This window comes from Stanieria cyanosphaera PCC 7437, from assembly GCF_000317575.1.
Classification (GTDB): Bacteria; Cyanobacteriota; Cyanobacteriia; order Cyanobacteriales; family Xenococcaceae; genus Stanieria; species Stanieria cyanosphaera.
Genome location: NC_019748.1, coordinates 3464400 through 3482491 on the forward strand (window position 1 = coordinate 3464400; position 18092 = coordinate 3482491).

13 protein-coding genes and 1 tRNA gene are annotated in these 18092 nt (G+C 38.3%); 5 read left to right on the forward strand and 9 right to left on the reverse strand.

The window, feature by feature from the left end:
- Window positions 1-45 precede the first annotated feature (45 nt).
- The 3 genes from STA7437_RS14985 to STA7437_RS25540 form a co-directional block, all read right to left on the reverse strand.
- Window positions 46-975 carry a nucleoside hydrolase gene (locus STA7437_RS14985; protein WP_015194234.1) on the reverse strand — a complete coding sequence of 310 codons (930 nt, stop codon included), beginning with the start codon at window positions 973-975 and terminating at the stop codon, window positions 46-48.
- 30 nt (window positions 976-1005) lie between these two features.
- Window positions 1006-1377: an ArsR/SmtB family transcription factor gene (locus STA7437_RS14990; RefSeq protein ID WP_015194235.1), complete on the reverse strand. Its 372-nt coding sequence runs from the start codon at window positions 1375-1377 to the stop codon at window positions 1006-1008.
- 65 nt (window positions 1378-1442) lie between these two features.
- Window positions 1443-1604: a metallothionein gene (locus tag STA7437_RS25540; RefSeq protein ID WP_015194236.1), complete on the reverse strand. Its 162-nt coding sequence runs from the start codon at window positions 1602-1604 to the stop codon at window positions 1443-1445.
- A gap of 143 nt (window positions 1605-1747) precedes the next feature.
- Between STA7437_RS25540 and STA7437_RS14995 the strand changes: the two genes are divergently transcribed.
- Both STA7437_RS14995 and mfd read left to right on the forward strand, forming a co-directional pair.
- Window positions 1748-1820 (forward strand) — tRNA-Phe (locus STA7437_RS14995).
- A 283-nt stretch (window positions 1821-2103) separates the two neighbouring features.
- The gene (gene mfd, locus STA7437_RS15000) at window positions 2104-5622 is read left to right on the forward strand and encodes a transcription-repair coupling factor (protein ID WP_015194237.1); all 3519 of its coding nucleotides are present in this window, start codon (window positions 2104-2106) and stop codon (window positions 5620-5622) included.
- A 16-nt stretch (window positions 5623-5638) separates the two neighbouring features.
- On the opposite strand, the gene STA7437_RS24975 is transcribed toward mfd, so the two are convergent.
- Complete coding sequence (locus STA7437_RS24975) at window positions 5639-7201, reverse strand: serine/threonine protein kinase (RefSeq protein WP_015194238.1); 1563 nt, start codon at window positions 7199-7201, stop codon at window positions 5639-5641.
- 598 nt (window positions 7202-7799) lie between these two features.
- A complete protein-coding gene (locus STA7437_RS15015; protein ID WP_015194239.1) occupies window positions 7800-8288 on the reverse strand; it encodes a DUF4079 domain-containing protein in 489 nt (162 codons plus the stop codon).
- Window positions 8289-8445: 157 nt separating this feature from the next.
- Here STA7437_RS15015 and STA7437_RS26225 point away from each other — a divergent pair, with 157 nt between their 5' ends.
- On the forward strand, window positions 8446-8592 hold the full coding sequence (locus STA7437_RS26225) for a hypothetical protein (RefSeq protein WP_216087049.1): 147 nt from the start codon (window positions 8446-8448) through the stop codon (window positions 8590-8592).
- A 46-nt stretch (window positions 8593-8638) separates the two neighbouring features.
- Here STA7437_RS26225 and STA7437_RS15020 read toward each other — a convergent pair whose 3' ends face one another.
- The 3 genes from STA7437_RS15020 to STA7437_RS15030 all read right to left on the reverse strand — a co-directional run bounded on the left by STA7437_RS15020 (window position 8639) and on the right by STA7437_RS15030 (window position 11858).
- On the reverse strand, window positions 8639-9994 hold the full coding sequence (locus STA7437_RS15020; protein ID WP_015191746.1) for an IS701 family transposase: 1356 nt from the start codon (window positions 9992-9994) through the stop codon (window positions 8639-8641).
- A 151-nt stretch (window positions 9995-10145) separates the two neighbouring features.
- Window positions 10146-10352: a hypothetical protein gene (locus STA7437_RS15025; RefSeq protein WP_015194240.1), complete on the reverse strand. Its 207-nt coding sequence runs from the start codon at window positions 10350-10352 to the stop codon at window positions 10146-10148.
- A gap of 609 nt (window positions 10353-10961) precedes the next feature.
- Window positions 10962-11858: an AraC family transcriptional regulator gene (locus STA7437_RS15030; RefSeq protein ID WP_015194241.1), complete on the reverse strand. Its 897-nt coding sequence runs from the start codon at window positions 11856-11858 to the stop codon at window positions 10962-10964.
- Window positions 11859-12132: 274 nt separating this feature from the next.
- Between STA7437_RS15030 and STA7437_RS15035 the strand changes: the two genes are divergently transcribed.
- Both STA7437_RS15035 and STA7437_RS15040 read left to right on the forward strand, forming a co-directional pair.
- Complete coding sequence (locus STA7437_RS15035; RefSeq protein WP_051036065.1) at window positions 12133-12615, forward strand: response regulator transcription factor; 483 nt, start codon at window positions 12133-12135, stop codon at window positions 12613-12615.
- Between the two features lie 383 nt (window positions 12616-12998).
- On the forward strand, window positions 12999-13223 hold the full coding sequence (locus tag STA7437_RS15040) for a CsbD family protein (protein ID WP_015194243.1): 225 nt from the start codon (window positions 12999-13001) through the stop codon (window positions 13221-13223).
- 143 nt (window positions 13224-13366) lie between these two features.
- Here the strand turns inward: STA7437_RS15040 and STA7437_RS15045 are convergent, their stop codons facing one another.
- Entirely contained in the window at window positions 13367-17812 is a 4446-nt protein-coding gene (locus STA7437_RS15045; RefSeq protein WP_015194244.1) for a PAS domain S-box protein, read from the reverse strand.
- Window positions 17813-18092: the final 280 nt, after the last annotated feature.

The window sequence follows — 18092 nt, forward strand, 5'->3', positions numbered from 1 at the left end:
ACTTCCAGGATTTGCACAGAAAATGATTCTCGTGTGAGTCCTGTTTTATTTAAGTGCTTTTAATTGCTTCAAAAGGTAATCATAAAAACGCTGCTTATCTACTTTCGTCATCACTTGAATGGTTCTACCACCTTGCTTTAGAATAGTTCTTCCTTGACTTGTTCCCTCTGTAATAATGTCGGTTTCGTAAGTCTCTAAGTGATAAAATTCTGGACGAGCTAGGTAGGCAGTCGCTAAAATATCCCAACAATAATAAGTTTGGGGAATTGCCAGAGCATAACACAATCCAGCTAGATCTGAAAGAGGATACTGACGCTGTTTAGTTAATAAATGAATAAACTCAGGAGTAACAGGAACGGTATTAGTTAAATCCAACGGACAAAGTATAATCGCAATTGACGTTTCCCAAATCTTTTTAGCTGCAATGGGATCCCAAAACACATTCCATTCTGCTGAACCATCATGTTCTAAAGCAAAACCTTTCTCTACATTGCCCCCTACTGTTAATGCGCCTCCCATCCAAATAATTGCTTCAATTTTCGCGATTATTTCTGGTTGAAGTATGATCGCTTCTGCTAACGTAGTTAACGGCCCTGTCACCATTAAACTCACAGGTTGAGAGGCTGCTTGTAACTGATTAACAATAAATTCTTGTCCTGATTCGGTTACTAAGCGACTTTCGCTCTGTTCTGGTTCATTTAAAATTGGAAAATTATCAATAATCGTACAATCACGCCTAAACTCTGGCGGAAATGGATTGATTCCTCGTACTGTGCTAGCAGCAACAGAAATGTGTGATTTTCCCATCAAATCTAAAATCTTACGGGTGACGCTTACCGCAGCACGAGGATAACAATCAGCAGGAGTAACCACAATTCCAATTGGTTCGACTTCCGCCATTGTTAGTAAAAGTATAGTGGCAAGAAAATCATCGATCGCACCATCATGATCCATTAAAACCAACTTTTTAGACATGGTTTTTGATAGTCTTTTCCGTTCTTAACTCTACTCTTCAGTTTCAGATTCGTCTAGATGTTCTACTACTGAATTATAAAGATCGAGGACATGATGGTCTTGAAGATCATAATAAACTTTTCTGCCTTGCTTTTGATAACTGACTAACCGAAGCGATCGCAATGTACGCAGTTGATGAGATACTGCTGATTCACTCATCTCCAAAATAGCTGCCAAATCGCAAACACATAGTTTTTGTTTGGCTAAGACAGATAAAATTCGCAGGCGGTTAGCATCTCCTAATAAACGGAAAAACTCCGCCATGCGTTGTGCTTTTTCTTGGTCTAATTGGTTGATGCGATTCGATTCAAGAGCATGGACTGTTTCACAAGTAGGTACGGTAGGTGATTGAATTTTTGGCATTTTTTGACCTAAAGATTGTTAATTTTTGGTTTTTCTAGCCTACCGAATCTGTGATCTCATTGCATTTAACAACCACATCCTTGATGTCCACAACCCGAACCATCGGTATGACCATTGGCACAGGCTTCACAGCAATAATATTTACCATCTTTTTTGACTGCATCTTCTAACGATACTACACAAAGACAGCGATCGCAGGCACACTTCATTGAGGTAACAGTACTCATGGTTTTTCCTTTTATTTAAGATATTTTTATTATATTATATCTGAACATACGTTCACGTATTCAGAAGAAAAATAAATTTTTGTTTAAGGCTTGCAATGAGTTATTAATTTTGTTATCTTAGTTAAGCATTGAAAATAAGGTTTGCTGGGATAGCTCAGTCGGTAGAGCAGAGGACTGAAAATCCTCGTGTCGGCAGTTCAATTCTGCCTCTCAGCATTTATTTGTATACCAAATAATTATTTTGTACTGTACATTTAATAATGTAATTGTGCTGCCATCATCAGTATCTTGTAGTAGAGACGTAATATGTTACGTCTCTACTGAAAATCGCGGTAATTAGTGGATTGACTTATTATTTTATTATTATTGTTGGCCTGTCAGTAGAGCAGCTTAATTTTATTATTCATCCGAACTTGATATAAAAGGATTACACTAAATCTATTGAAGATTCGTTCCGTTACTCAATTTTATTGTTTAATTTTTTTGCAGCAAAATTGCTATGGCATTTTCTTCTGTTGTTCGCGCCATTACTAAGTCTAATCTGACTAAAGAATTATCATCGAAACTTAGTCAAACTAAGTCTTTATTGATTAATGGTGTTCCTCGTCTGCCTAAAGGAATTGTGGCATCTAGTTTGGCACAAGCAGAAGGCAATAATTTGTTAGTTGTTTGTCCGACTTTAGAAGAGGCAGGGCGTTGGGCAACACAACTGGAAACGATGGGATGGCAGACGGTTAATTTTTATCCAACTTCAGAAGCTTCTCCTTACGATCCTTTTGATCCTGAGTCAGAGATGATTTGGGGACAGATGCAGGTTCTTTCAGTAATCGGTAGGGGGCAAGGTAAAATAAACACAAAAAATGGTAATTTTGCTATTGTTACCACAGAGCGATCGCTTCAGCCTCATTTACCACCACCAGAGGTTTTTCAAGCTTATTGTCTGACTCTTCAGCAAGGTATAAGTTTGGAGTCTAAGAAATTAGATGTATCTTTAACTAGATTGGGTTATGAAAGAGTTTCTTTGGTAGAAACGGAAGGACAATGGAGTAGAAGAGGAGATATTGTTGATATTTTTCCTGTTTCGGCGGAATTACCTGTCAGATTGGAATGGTTTGGTGATGAATTAGAAAAGATTAAAGAATTTGACGCAGCAACACAACGTTCTTTAGATCAAATCGAACAATTATTGTTAACGCCTACTTCTTTTGCGACGATTATTGCTAATACTATTTTAGGGGCAGGTAAGAGTTTAAATAGTTATTTATCGAGTGAAGAAATTGAGGGATTAAATCAAGGTATTCTGCCCGAAGGTATGCGTCGTTTTTTAGGAATTGCTTTTGATCATCCTGCTTCTTTATTAGATTATTTACCTCAAAATACGGTAATTGCAATTGATGAAATAGAACAATGTCAAGCTCATAGCGATCGCTGGATTAAGGAGGTTGAAGAGGATTGGCAAGGAAGTGATAATTTACCAAAAATTCATTGTGTTTTTGCCAATTGTTTAAGTAATATTCAAGAATTCACTCGTCTTTATTTATCAGAAATAGCAGAAGAAAATCCAAAATTACCTGTAGCTAATTGGGAGACAATTCCTGTTATTAATCTTTATAGTCGTCCTCTGCCAACTACTCCTCATCAGTTTGGAAAATTAGCAGCAATTTTAAGAGGAAAAAAAGAAATTTATAGCGGAATTACTTTAGATAAATATAAAACATGGTTGATTTCTGCTCAACCAACTCGTTCAGTTTCTTTATTACAAGAACACGATTGTCCTGCTCAATTTATTCCTAATCCTCGTGATTATCCAGCCATTGAAAAGCTACATATTCAAGATACTGCTGTTGCTTTAAAATATTCTGGTTTAGCAGAATTAGAAGGGTTTATTTTACCTACTTATAGAATTGTTATTGTTACTGACCGCGAATTTTTTGGACAGCATACTTTAGCTACGGCTAGCTATATTCGCAAGCGTCGCCGGGCTGCTTCTAAACAAGTAGATTTAAATAAATTAAATCCAGGAGATTTTGTTGTCCACAAACATCATGGCATTGGAAAATTTATTAATCTAGAAACTATTTTGCATCGGGAATATGTCACTATTCAATATGCCGATGGTTTACTGAGAATTCCTACCGATTCTTTAGATTTAATTTCTCGTTTTCGCCAGGTAGGAAACCGTCCCCCAGTCTTAAATAAAATGGCGGACAAAGGATGGACGAGAACTAAAAATCAAGTCCGTAAAACTGTTAAGAAATTAGCAGTGGATTTATTAAAACTATATGCGAAAAGAGCAAAATTAACAGGTCATGCTTATCCTGGTGATAATCCCTGGCAACAAGAATTAGAAGATTCTTTTCCCTATCAACCAACCCCCGATCAACTTAAAGCCATCCAAGATGTAAAACTAGATTTAGAAAGCGATCGCCCTATGGATCGTTTAGTTTGTGGTGATGTGGGTTTTGGTAAAACTGAAGTAGCTATCAGGGCAATTTTTAAAGTAGTTACTAGTGGTCATAAACAGGTTGCTTTTTTAGCGCCAACTACTATTTTGACGCAACAACATTATCATACTCTCAAGGAAAGATTTGCTCCCTATCCAATCAATATTGGTTTATTAAATCGTTTCCGAACTAACTCTGAAAAGAAAGAAATTATGCAACGTCTAGCTACAGGAGAATTAGATGTTGTGGTGGGAACTCATCAGTTATTGAGTAAAGAAGTAAGTTTTAAAAATTTAGGTTTATTAGTAATTGATGAAGAACAGCGTTTTGGGGTCAATCAAAAGGAAAAAATCAAAGAATTTAAAACCTTAGTAGATGTTTTAACTCTCTCTGCAACTCCTATTCCTCGTACTCTTTATATGTCTTTGTCGGGAATTCGGGAAATGAGTTTGATTACCACACCACCACCTTCCCGTCGCCCGATTAAAACCCATTTATCTCCTTATAACCCTGAAGTTGTTCGTACCGCCATCAGAAATGAATTAGATCGAGGCGGACAAATCTTTTATGTCGTTCCCAGAGTCGAAGGCATCGAAGAAGTAGCAGCGCAAATCAGGGAAATGATTCCAGGCATCAGAATTGCGATCGCTCATGGACAGATGCCCGAATCGGAATTAGAATCAACCATGATTACTTTTAGTAATGGGGAAGCAGATATCCTCGTTTGCACCACCATTATTGAATCGGGTTTGGATATTCCTCGTGTCAATACCATTATTGTTGAAGATTCACAAAAATTTGGTTTATCGCAACTATATCAATTAAGAGGTAGAGTTGGACGCGCAGGCATTCAGGCACACGCTTGGCTACTTTATCCCAATAAACAAACTTTATCCGATCCTGCCAGAAAAAGATTACGAGCTTTACAAGAGTTTAGTCAACTTGGTTCTGGTTATCAACTCGCCACCAGGGACATGGAAATTAGAGGGGTTGGTAGTTTGCTCGGTGCAGAACAATCAGGACAAATGACAGCGATCGGTTTTGATCTTTATATGGAGATGTTACAAGAATCAATTAAAGAAATCCAGGGACAAGAAATTCCCCAAATCGATGATACCCAAATCGATCTCAACCTCACCGCTTTTATCCCTGCCGATTATATTCCCGATTTAGAACAAAAAATGTCTGCTTATCGGGCAGTAGCTGCCTCCTCATCCAAAACCGAATTAAAACAAATTGAAGCAGAATGGCGCAATCGCTATGGAGAAATTCCCCCTGCTGCCCAACAACTGATCCAAGTCATGGAATTAAAACAAATTGCCAAAGCGATCGGTTTTTCTCGTATCAAAGCTGAAGGAAAACAAAATCTAGTCTTAGAAACGCCAATGGCTGAACCTGCTTGGAAACTTCTAGAAGAAAAATTACCCGAACACTTGCGATCGCGTTTTGTTTATGCACCAAAAAAAGTAATTGTACGCGGTTTGGGAATTGTTAAACCTCAAAGACAACTAGAAAGCTTGATTGAATGGTTAGGAATGATGCAAAATGCTTTATCAGAAACAGAAGCTGTTTAATTGACCATTAACTAAATTATTTCACCTTACTTCTGGTTACACGAACCTTCGCTCTACCTCTATCAATAGATTTAGATTTTTTGAGTGGTTTGATTTTTTGCACCCTTTTTAGCTCTTTTGGGTTCTTAAAGATTGCTGGTTGTTTATTGGTGACACGAACTGAAGAAGAAGTAGAAAAAATTTGAGGTTTAGCTCGTTGTGTTTGAATCGAAGGGTTAGTCTTGCCTGAACTAAAAATAGCTGGCTTAGATTTAACTGATGTCTTGGTGTTCACAAAAAGCTGAGGAGTTGCAGAAGAAGGAATGGGTTTCGGTGCTGGATTTTCTTGTTTTAAAGAAACACTTTTTGCTGCTTGATATTGAGCATTGCTCTGTTTATCTATCTTAGATTCTGATTCGACTAGAGCCAAATTGGTTTGAGGTTCACTTCGAGGGTTTGATTCTGAAGAAGATACTAAATTGACAGGTAATTTCTGTTCAGGAACTAATTTTTGGCTTGGTATTGATGGTGACTGGGATGATGAAGATTTTACTCGAGAAGATTCATTGGCGAGGGAGCTATTGTTGTTTATGATTTTTCTAACTTGGAAGCTTTCATTAGTAAACATAACTGTCAATAAAATTCCCAGCCCAAAGACTGCCGTTCCCGTCAAAAGAGCTATTTTTCGGCGATAAGTCCCAAAATTACAGAACAACGCCGTTCCCAGAATCGGATTTACCAGTTTGCTCGAAGTTGATTTTACAGGAATGCTCGTTTTATTGAAATCAGTAGTTAATTGAGCTAACCACTCCGATACACAACTGGGGCGACTGTCTGCTTCTAACGCCATTCCCCACATTACAGCCTCACTAACTGTCTGGCTCAACTCAGGGCGAATTTGGCAAGGAGGTTCTAAAATGCAGCCGTGAACCCTTGATATTGCCGAAGGTGGAGTTTTACCCGTCAAAAGAGTATAAAGAGTAGCAGCCAAACCATAAATGTCAGTTGCAATAGTTCTTGGTGAGTCAATTAGATACTGTTCGATAGGTGCGTAGCCTTCAGAAAGCAGATTCTTTTGATTATGTAACTTTTCGCTGTTCAACTCCCGCGCAATGCCAAAGTCAATCAATATTACTTGCTGGTTATCTTGAGATAGAATCAAATTTTTCGGTTTGAGATCTTGGTGTAGTAGCAAAGCTTGATCGTGAACTGCGCTTAATGCTTCTCCAGCTTGTTTGATATACTCAATGGCGGTAGTTTCGGTTAATAAATTGCCATTACTAACAATTTGAGCCAGAGTCTGCCCCCGAATATAGTCCATGACAATATATGGATATCCGTTTTCGACAAAAAAATCAAGTACTCGAACAATATTGGGGTGAGAACATTTAGCTAATCTTTTTGCTTCATTTTGAAATCGCTCAACCGATTGAGCCAAATTAGAGTCTTGTCTCCACCAAGGAGCGAGTATCTTAATTGCTACCTCTTGCTCTAAAGCTAGATTAGTAGCTTGATAAGTAATACCAAACCTTCCTCTTCCCAATTCTTGTTTGAGATAATATTTACCATTTTGTAAGCTTTGACCAATAAGATTAATCATTACTGAGCGTTACTCTGAAACAAAAAAAGTATTTTGATTCAACTTTGTTCTTAAAGTTTTACAAGCACAGAATACTAGGGCGTGTCATCACTTAATTACTCTATTGTTATGTAACACTTTTGTTGTGTTCAAAGCATATTACAACACCTTTCATCTTTTTTACAAGCCTTTCAGGATTAATTCGACGAAAACTGTTTTTATGATGACAAATAATCTTTAGAGCTTTTGCTAAATCTAATATGTAAGTGTTTACTACCTTGATCTAGACTAGTGCAGTGCAGTATCATTTGTCGCTCAGAGTCTCATAGGGTGGGCAAATCTTTTAACCTGAAATGCTTTTTTTCTTTTTAATTTTTGCCCACCTAAAAATCTCATTATTCTCCAACTCTGCCCGAAATTTTTGAAAAATCAAAAGATTTAACCTTTCTTTCTCCACAAACACGAACCCATCTAGAAAAACTTGAATATTCCCATAAATGAGGACAAGAAACCAAGCCACGTTTGACACCGAAACAGCATTCTTTATGGTGGGCAATACGATCTAACTCAAACGCTTTCTCAATTTTGTCAATTTGCCCACCCTACTCATAATTAACTTTTAAATTGCTAAACCTAACTTTAAACCTAAAATGGCATGAAGAAATAAAATACATAAAGCAATACTTCCCACATAGGCATGGATAGTCCGCATGAGAGCTTTATTTCCCACAAAACCAGAAGCAGCAATCACTGCATTGAGCGTCAGTAAAACTATCACCACCGAACCAGTCCAAAAATGAGAACTTTCTAAAATTGGTTGATGCTGCATTACCAAAGACAAAACTCCACCTGTATAACCAGCAGCTAAAAATAAATACATTAAAGGTGCAATTTTACGATGATCTGCTTTGCTTTTGATCGCTTCATCTTTATTAGTCGTTGCTAAAATTCGGCTACGCCATCCAGCTAACCCTACAAAACTTCCCATCACAAATACGACAATTGCCATCATCAAAGGATGTCCCCAATGCACAATTGGTTCTGGTGTATCAAGACTGCGAAACCAGGCAGCAATTGGTTCTAAAAAATTACTTAGTTGTTCTCCCATCTCTTTTGCTTAATATTTCGTAACAATTTATTATAATCCAGACCAGTCTTGATTTTTAGCAACCGATGGCACAGATATTTAGGCGATCGCGCTAATTTCGTGTTGAATATATTAAAAGTAGAGTTGTCGCGAGTATAATTTTTGGACAAATTTGGCAATGGCAAAGATATCAGCTAATAATACGTTAGAGTTATTTAGTCGTATTCCTAGCAATTTCATCTCTTCAACCGCAATAGAATTTGCTCAAAAGATATTAGAAATTAATCAAAATAAATTATTAGAGTTTCACAAAAAGTTATTATGAAAAAGCTATTTTTAGCAATGTTTGAATTAAGCTCGACTTTATCCAATCAAGCAGCATAAATAGCCAGATCTCTCAAACGATTGAATAAAGAACGAGGGACTTTTATGATGTCAGTAGGTTTAGATGATATCGAAAAAGTGCTAGCCCACAGAAATCGGCGTACTAAAGCTAAGGCATCAGAAAAAGTAGGTAGAGATTTAACATACCAACTTTTTTGTCTAGTAGTCCAAGTAAAATTGGCTTGTAAACGATGAGCCAAAAGAGTAACTAGAGAAAAAAGTCCTAAAATAAGAGGGGTGGTGCGTGCAATTGCTAAATCTGACCACTGACGTTGAGTTTCCATACCCAAGTGTCTTCTAGCTTCTTCAAAAGTTACTTCTATTTGCCAACGACGCGAAAACCATTCAAGAATCTGTTGAGATTGATATCTTTGATTGGTACACAACAGAGCTTGTGGTCTAAATTTATCTAAAGGGTCGCGGACTAAAACCCAGCGAATTGGCACAACAGGTAGTCCAGTATGATACCAGACAGCTACCCCAGTTGACATTTCAACTGGGCGATTTGCTTCTCCATACCAATTAGATAGTGTAATTTTTGACCATTGTGTATCAGCATCAATGAGAATTTGTTCCAAGTTAGGCAATCTTGTTCCTTTAAGACGAGGACGACCCATAGTACCTGTAGGTCTTGATGGAGCAGGTTCATAAAGAGCAGCATCCAAGCGTAAACGGGTAATCATTGAAGTAGAAGTAGTTTGGCTCACTGAGGAAAGTAATTCTAGACAGGTAAAACTACTATCTGCCACTACTACCAGTTCTCGATTCCAAAGCCATCGTCTAACTTGAAAAATCATCTGTCTTGCCCAATCAGTTAGTTTTTTGTGTCGATGTTGTAATTGCTGATGATAACGCTCAGACGGAGCTAGTGTTGTAAAAAACGGTAATCCCCAAACCTTTTTTGCCCAAGGGATTTCCACAAGCAACATCATTGACAACCAACGTAAACCACTAACCTTAACAAAGTGACTATGACTTGACCTGACTGGGTCGCGATAAATACCTTTAGCTTTTATTTTCTTGCCTTTTCGACGTTCTATCGTATCGTCTATTCCACAGACAACTATGCCACAAGGAATAAATGTCATGACTAAGGTTGTTAGTAGTATTTTGCTTGCTTGAAGGTTTGACCAAACTGCACGATTTAATACCCGATGATAATTCTGGAAGTTAGACTCAGCAGACAATCCCATCACTTCTAATATTGAAGTTACAGTTCTTTTTCCTGTGGCTAAAATCGCACCAATTAACATGATTTGAACGTAGTTCCAAACCTTTTTAGAAAACAGACCAGCAAAAGGTAAAAGAATACTAATAATTTCAACGGGTAAATTAAAACTCATGCTTCGAGCCTAACGATACACTCAAAAATACTGTATCGTTGTTCGACCTCACTTTTCTCTCACAATGGATAAAGTCGAGTTAAGAGGATGTCTGAAAAGTCAAAATAAATGCGGTCAGCCTTCGGCTGGCACTGCGTGATCGCTATAGATATTAATAAACTTCCGAACGACTTAAATTAAGCAAATTAACTTTATAAATTTGATAAAATTGTTCAATTAACTGTTCATCGATTTCAGTCTCGAATACAAAATGACCTTTATGGGCAATAGCTGAAACTCGATAACGGGGACAAGAATGACCAATGGCAGCAATTCGACCATCATTAGTGTACCAGATATGAACTTTCACTTTTGCCATTAATAAACCTCTTTTAAATCAAAGTACGATTGTTAACTAAAGCTTGTCTTGGCAACATTTAGTTTTATTTGATGTGACCAAAATCATTTGAGTACTTAAAATAAATAACCTTCCTATTGTTGAAAAACAATTCGTCATTTGCCGTATCTCAATGTAAAGTTTGTTTGACAGTTTTTTCTAGCTGCCAGAATTGTTTCCACCTTATAAGAAATTAATCTCTTCAAAAAGCTTGAGTAGATATTTGTCTACAAAATTAGTAACTATACAGGTATAGCAACCGAACTATAGATTAGGACAGAACATTTAAGGTAGAAGCACAACTTCGCATCCTTCAGGATCTAGGATGCGCCCCGCCAAAGCGTTTATTTGTCATAAAGCGATCGCTATAAAGATTAGAGACTGTATTCAAGAAATCGCTCACGCCAGTCTAGAGTTTTTCAAGCATTATATGTCTTGAATAAGTGAAAGCCCCGTCTGTCTTTTTAAGTTAGGGTAATGTTTACCTAATGCGACTAAAGAGATTAACTAAGCTAAGTATCTCGATCAACAACTCTAATCGATAACGCTTGGTTAAGTCGAACACATTCTTGCAATTTAAACATTTTCTTGCTACAAAATACGAAATTGTTTAGGGGAAAGATCTGTATGTTTGCGGAAGTGCCTGGCAAAGTGACTAGGATTAGCAAAGCCACATTCAATTGCAATTTCGTTAATGGTTAGTTTACTCTGCTTTAACAATTGCTTCGCTTTCTCAATTCGTTGCTGAATCATGTATGCATGAGGAGTAATACCAGTAGATTTCTTAAACAATCTACAGAAATAATACTGACTCATTCCTAATTTATCGGCAATATCTACCAACCCGATATCTTCACTAAGATTTTCATTAATATATTCGATAGCCTTTTTTAATCTATTGCTTGGCAATCCAACTTCATAGTCTCGAATTGCTTGTTGGATAGTACAGTGTTGACGCAGTAAATGAGCGGATAGTGCTGTCTTGAGTCCATCAATATAGAGTTGACTTTGAGTGACTGCCTCAATCTCTAATTTTAGCAACGAGCCAATCTGATGAATTATAGGATCATGTATCGCAAATGTAGGCAGTAGCTGAACTTTTTCGGAGTTAACTGATTCATAAGCAATATGAGCTATCAGTTGCGGTTCTATGACAATTACAGTGGCGGATATTACATCATGCCATCTACTTTGATGAGATACATTGGCTGGGACAATTGCTATCTGTCCATTCTCAATTTGTTCTATCTTTTTTTGGTCTTCTAGAAAACGTTCACAAAATAATAATTTCTGAGGATGATGAATAGCAATTATGTGTTTATCTGATATATGTTCGGGTATTTCTCCAGGAGGCTGTTGATGGGATTGGACTTCTAACCCATTCCACCTTAGTTGTTGACTGGTAAGCAAGGGAGGATCTGATAAGATTTGTAGTAATTCTTCTTTTTTTTGGTAATTTATAGCCAACAATTTTTCTCGTTGCCCCATCTCACCAAAGCTCCTAGATTAACTAACTAAATTTAACGCCGTGTGCTACTAACTAAGAAGAAATCCTGCATAAAGTCATGAGAGACTAATCAAGATTTTTAGCTCAAAATGGTTCAAACCTATGATACTGAGAGTTTATCATTGTTGTATCAAGCGTTAATTTAATTTTTGTTATTTCACAAAAGAGGCAAACCGATGAAGCGATTGACTTGGAAAGATACTCCTAGATCGAGCGGGAGTTATTTTTTTGGATGGTGTCGGTCAAGTCCAATTAATGACTCCACAAGCTGCCACATCGTTGCAATCTTATTTCCCGAACCATAATGGTTTTAGTCAACTCCCAGAGCAATTAAATTCATGGGTTCGACATCAAATTACTCAATTTAATACAGAGCATTATCTTGCTTCTCCTTGTTTACCTCTTCGTCTACAACTGGGCGATCGCAAATTAACAATTCGTTTAGTAATTGACCGACCTGGAGAACAATATTTGTTACTTTTAGCTCTTGAGCAAGTTTTTTCAATCTTAGCCTCATTAAAACTGATTGGATTGAGTAAGCGAGAAGCTGAAGTTTTGTCTTGGATTATTAAAGGAAAAGTAATCGGCGCGATCGCTAAAGAAACGCAGATCCGCCATAGTACGATACGCAAACATCTAGAGAATATTTATAGCAAATTGAATGTGCAGAATCGAACAGAAGCTGTTACCGTAGCATTAGAAAAGTTAGGATGTTTGCATTCAGCATCACTTATTTAGCTATTTTTTAGGTCTTAAAAACTAATAATTATTCCTGTTAATTTATTTCTCATATTCATCATCAGGCAACACAATTTACAGTAGTTTTCAAATCGGTAGACCAAACTAAAAACAAATAAGCTGTTAAAAGTAATAAATTATAAAAGATATCTTTATGAAGAAATTTCAATACATTGAAGTGAAAGTTAAGAGCGTTTTCTGAAAAAATAGTATTTAATACATTTTCTATCTTGAGTAAGATGAATTAGGAGCAAGAACCATTATGACAATTTATCATCAAAATTATTTCCTTGAAAAAATAAATCTTGCGGTAGAGTAAACTTGAAATCATAATTGCTAATTTGTAAATGTAAATAACAAACACATTAAGGTAATTATTAATTATGGGTCTTCAAGATAAAGGCGAAGAAATTAAAAATAAAGCTGAAGAACTTAAAGATAAAGCTCAGGCAAGAAGCGAAAGAATTGAAGGAAGAGTTCAAGAAATGATGGGTGAACTTGATAACGATCCTCAAGATAAAGCAGAAGGTCAAGCTAAACAAGTTAATGCGGGAGCAGAACATACTCTCGAAGATATTGAAGAAAATATGAACAAAAAAACTGACTAAGTTACTAACTTTTAGTTTAATTTTGTTGGGTCAAGTATTTTGCCAGAAAACTTTTTATTTGTTTGTTGGGCGGTCTAGATTAGCGACTACTGGAGCTACTAGACCAATTATTTTATGGAAAAAATAATCAAAAATTAGAGTTATTAATCTGGATTATTTTGAGTTTGATGACTTACCAAAGATATTACGGCTCGAATTAATTGCTCTGGTTCAAGGGGCTTATTAATATGCCATTGATAACCTTTAGATAGAGCTTGTTGTCGGTCTTCCTCTCTAGCATAAGCAGTTAAAGCGATCGCGTTAACCTCTCCGCCTTTTTCTGGAGGTAAAGCCCGAACTTGCTCGATTAAACTATAACCATCCAGATTAGGCATACCAATATCACTGATTAACAGATCAGGTTGAAAAGATTCCAAATTAGCTAGTACTTCAGTGGTGGAAGCAACGCTCAAAACTTCTGCCCCATATTGAGTTAATAAAACTGTTAACAGGTTACGAGCATCAGGTTCATCGTCAACAGTCAGGATTCGTATCCCAGTCAAGTCTAGTTCCTGCGTTGATAATGTTTCAGACTGATTTAATATTGGTTTGGAGTTGAGCAAAGGTAATCGCACAGTAAACGTTGCGCCTTGTCCATCCCCTTTACTATCAGCCCAGATTGTACCGCCATGAGCTTCAACGAGATAACGTACAATTGCTAATCCTAATCCTAATCCACCATACTTGCGTGTGGTGGAAGCATCTTCCTGGCGAAATGACTCAAAAATATAAGGCAAAAACTCAGGTTTGATGCCTTTACCAGTATCGCTAACGATAATTTTTGCATATTTAGCCTTAATAGTTGATGACTGACTAACGACTAAAGATAACTGAATATCTACTCGTCCATGATTAGGAGTAAATTTAATCGCATTTGACAACAGATTCCAAATAATTTGCTGGAGTCGAGCAGCATCGCCGAATACCTGACCAATTTGAGGAAGTTTCACCTCTAGATGAATCGATTTAGCTAAGGCTGCTGCTCTGACAGTACCAATTGCTGCCTCAATTACCAATGCTAGATTGACTGATGCCATCTTCATACTGAGTTTACCACGAAGAATTTTGGCAACATCTAGTAGGTCATCAATCAGTTGAGTTTGAAGTTTAGCATTTCGTTCAATGGTTGCCAATCCCTCAGTCGTTTTGATCGAATCAAGTCTGCCAGTTTGTAGCATTTGCGCCCAACCCAAAATTGGATTGAGTGGCGATCGCAGTTCGTGGGAAAGAATTGCCAAAAATTCATCCTTGATGCGGTTGGCGCGTTCGGCTTCCTGTCGTGCCGATTGTTCTCGCTGTAGTAACTGTTCTCGCTCTTGTTCTGCTTGTTTGCGCTCACTTAAATCCAAGATAAATGCTACAGACTCTTCTCGTGCTTCTCCTACCAAGGAATAGCCCAACAAAATTGGAACTCGGCTACCATCGGGGCGGAGGTATTCTTTTTCATAGGGAGTACAAGCACCTTTGAGAAGGGCTTCAGCGATCGCTTGTTGATCTAGCGGTAAATATTCTGGGGGTGTGATGTCAATCCAGCGAAGTTTACCTGCACGGAGTTCTTCTCGCGTATAGCCAACAATTTTCAGTAGCTTGTCGTTGGCTTCATAAATGTTGCCATAAATATCACCATAGAGCATCCCAACTACATTCGCGTCCACAAAACCTCGTAATTTTGCTTCATTAGCTGCAATAACTTCTTCAGCACGTTTCGCGTCGTGAATATCAACACTACAACCAAACCATTTTTCAATGATGCCCAACTCGTTACGCTGCGGTAAAGCGCGGAAGCGATGCCAGCGATATTCACCGTTTTTCTGGCGGTAGCGTCCTTCACCTTCATAAGGTTCGCCTGTAGTATAACAGTGTTGCCAATGGGACAGAATTCTTTCCGTGTCGTCTGGGTGTAGAGTACTTGTCCAACCAAAGCCTTTCACCTCTTCTTGACTTTGCCCGGTGTACTCGTACCAGCGTTCGTTCATAAATACAATTTCTCCTGTTACTGAACAAACCCAAACCAGGGCTGGAGCAGCGTTAGCAATGGTACGAAATTGTTCTTCACTGATTCGTAAGGCTTCTTCGGATTTTTTGCGGTCATCAATGTCTTCAGTCGTACCGTACCAACGAACAATCTCATTATGCTCAGAGCGACGGGGGAAAGCGCGCGAGCGCACCCAGCAATAGGAATCGTCTGTGAGTTTAATTCGATATTCAATATCGTAAGCTACGCCCGTTTTGAAGGAATTCGTCCAAGCTGCGACTACTGCGGATAAGTCGTCTGGGTGAATAACTTGCATCCAACCTTTGCCCAATGACTGCTCACGTGTTAGTCCAGTTAGTTCAAGCCATCGTTCGCTCAAATCAGTAATATCACCAGCAGGATTAGCTGTCCAAGGTACTTGTGGATTGAGTTCTATTGTGTAGCGTAGATGTTCTTCAAATTCTTTGCGCTCCGTAATATCGACGGCTGCACAGGTAATACCAACGATCGCATTATGGCGAGCTTTAATCGGATCAATTGTCAAATCGTAATAAGTGGTCTGTTCATTTCTAGTAACCTTGACCTCTTCACGTAAACCGATACCTGTTGCCAGCACCTGTTGCTTTAGTTGAGTCAAAGAAGCAGCCGTATCTGGAGAAGCTAAATCTTCATCTCGTTTACCGATTACCTCTGCAATTGAATAGTTATGAGTAGGATTATAAATCCAGGTGTAACGCAGTTCGAGGTCTTGGTTGAACAGGGTAAGAGGCGCGCTTTTGAGGGCAACATTAAGTCTTTCGGTGGTTTGTTGAAGAGCAATCTCGGTTTGTCGTAACTCAGTTGTATCTGTAACCGACACTCCCACCCCGATTACTTCACCATTAGCTAAACAAACGGGATAATAGTTGGCGATGGTACTGCGAAACACACCCGGTCTGATTTCACCGCTAAACTCTAAATTAAAAACAGGCTCTTGAGTTGCCATGATTTCAAGCAGCATCGGGGCAAACTTTGATGCCATTAAAGGCATTACTTCCGCTAAGGTTCTTCCCAAATGTTCACTTAAGGGTAGTTCGTTCAGGCGAGCTAAGGCTTCGTTGGCATAAAGAAATCGCAACTCGCGGTCAAATAAAACCAGAGCAATGGGAGATGCAGCTAAAAATCCTTGGAGAGTAGCTTCGCTGCGCTGGCGTTCTAGTTCAGCTTGTTTGCGCTTAGTAATATCTTCGGCAATGCCTGTAAAACGATAAATTTTCCCTGTTTCATCTTGAAGAGGAAAACAACGATCGCGTATCCAGCGAATGCTACCATCAGGTAAAATAATTCGATACTCTTGATCAAATTCTCCTTTGGCTGCTTTTTCTTGAAAGGCAAAAGCGATCGCTTCACGATCATCAGGATGGATGTAGTTCCCCCAAACTAATGGATTTTTATACAATTCTTGAGGGTCTAGTCCCCATAACCGCTCATAAGCAGGGCTGACATAGCTGACTCGCTGTTCCAATTCTTCTCTGATCCAAAACACCGCATCAATGTTTTCTGCCAACTGACGAAATTGTGCTGCACTTTCCCGCCAAATTTCTGCTAATTGTGTGTTTTTTAGACTCTCACGCAGTTTTAACTCTACCTTTTGACGTTCTAAACGTTCAGATTCTACTTTTTGAGCAAGTTCGGACTGTTGAAGGGCAATACCAAGCTCAATTGCTAATTCTTGAACTAAATCAACTTCTAACCGCTGCCACTGACGAGGAGCAGCACAGTGATGAACAATCAGCATTCCCCACAACCGCTCTCCTACTACAATTGGGGCAACTAAGTTTGCTCGCACCTGCAAATTTGCTAGTAACTCAACCTGAGCGGGCGCAATCCTACCATCGTGGAGATCTGATTGAACAGTGACTAATCCTTGATGAAAAGATTCAAGATAGTTTTCGCTCAAGCAAGAAGCGGATAGTGAAGTAGACAACAGAGAAGTCCATTGATCAGCAACTGATTCTGTAATTACCTCACCCCAACCATCTAAATCTAAGCGAAAGATCAAACTGCGATCGCTTTGGAGAAACCTCCTTACCTCTGTCACTGTGGTTTGCAAAATTTCGTTCAGATTGAAAGTTTGAGCAATCTTTAGAGTAATTTGAGCGATTAATTGCTCTTTTTCGATCCTTCGTTGTAATTCGCTCCGTAACTGCGCTGTTTCGATAACTCTATTAATTGAGTGATCGAGCCTTGCAGGAGTTATTTGTTCCTTAACTAAATAATCCTGTGCGCCTGCTTTAAGTGCTTGAAGGGCGATCGCTTCCTGACTTGGTTTGCTCATCATGATCACAGGCAAACAAGTCTGTTGAATCAGCGATTGTAATCGAGCCAAAAACTCTAAACCGTTTAAATCGGGCAATTGAGCATTCAGCAAAATCAGATCTGGTTGGTGCTGCTGCCACAGTTCGAGTCCTTGCTGTCCCCGACTTGCTTCCAAAACAGTGTAGGAATAGGCGCGATTTTCCACTAGGTAGCGTCGGTATTTCCGAGCTTCAGAAGCGTCATCGACAATTAAAATAGTGCGTGGAATTTGAACCATGACTAAAGTGTAATAGATAAAAAACAAATCAAAATGTCAGCCCAAAGCGATCGCGAATGTCAATCAACTAATCACTCTTTCTAACTTGCCCGTCAATATTCTAGGTTTGGCAGGTAATCAATCAATGGATGAAAAAATTATACAGAATGCATTTGCAGCAGAAATAAATTACTTCTTCTACAAACTAAATATTTGAAAAACAAGTCGATTATTAACTTTAGGGTAGTAATATTGACAAACTTTTAAGCGATCGCCTGATTTGTTGATCTTTAAGTCACGA